Annotated in this window: 1 protein-coding gene; it reads right to left on the reverse strand. The window is 62.4% G+C overall.

Annotated elements, in window-relative coordinates; all coding sequences use genetic code 11:
* Positions 1–1145 (reverse strand): serine hydroxymethyltransferase (gene glyA / locus ACR0AC_RS21200; RefSeq protein ID WP_480875953.1); only part of this gene is annotated, 1145 nt, incomplete at both ends.

Genomic DNA, 1145 nt, shown 5'->3' on the forward strand with positions numbered 1-1145 from the left:
GGGAACTTGGCGCAAAGGTCTGCGACCTCGGCTTTGACCTTGGCCTCGACGGCGCCGTTGCCGTCTTCGCCATTGGCGGCCAGACCGTCGACAACCTCGATGATCCAGTCGGCGATCTGGCGGAATTCGACCTCGCCGAAGCCGCGCGTGGTGCCCGCAGGGCTGCCCAGACGGATGCCTGACGTGATGGTCGGCTTTTCGGGGTCAAACGGCACGCCGTTCTTGTTGCAGGTGATATGCGCCCGGCCCAGAGCCTTTTCGGTGGCGTTGCCCTTGACGCCCTTGGGCCGCAGATCGACCAGCACCACATGGGTGTCGGTGCCGTGGGTCACCGTGTCCAGACCGCCCTTGATCAGCTGGTCCGACAGCGCCTGCGCGTTGGTCACGACCTGCTGGATGTAGGATTTGAACTCAGGCCGCAGCGCCTCGCCAAAGGCCACGGCCTTGGCCGCGATCACATGCATCAGCGGGCCGCCCTGAATGCCGGGGAAGATCGCCGAGTTCACTTTCTTAGCGATATCTTCATCATTGGTCAGGATCATACCCCCACGCGGGCCACGCAGGGTTTTGTGAGTCGTTGTGGTCGCCACATGCGCATGCGGGAAAGGAGAAGGGTGTTCGCCCGCCGCAACCAGACCGGCGAAATGCGCCATGTCCACGTGCAGATACGCGCCGACCATGTCGGCGATCTGACGCATGCGGGCAAAGTCGATCTGACGTGGGATGGCCGAGCCACCGGCGATGATCAGCTTGGGCTGGTGTTCCTTCGCCAGCGCCTCGACCTGATCATAGTCCAGCATGTTGTCTTCTTTGCGGACACCATATTGCACCGCGTTGAACCACTTGCCCGACTGGTTAGGGCGTGCGCCATGGGTCAGGTGGCCGCCTGCGTCCAGGCTCATGCCCAGAATGGTGTCGCCGGGCTGGATCAGTGCCTGAAATACACCCTGATTGGCCTGGCTGCCAGAGTTCGGCTGCACATTGGCAAAGCCGCAGCCAAACAGTTCCTTGGCGCGGTCGATGGCCAGATTCTCGGCAATATCGACGAACTGGCAGCCGCCATAGTAGCGCCGACCGGGATAGCCTTCGGCGTATTTGTTGGTCATGACCGAGCCCTGCGCCTCCATCACGGCGGCAGAGACGAT

It is taken from the genome of Ruegeria sp. H7 (genome assembly GCF_056532945.1).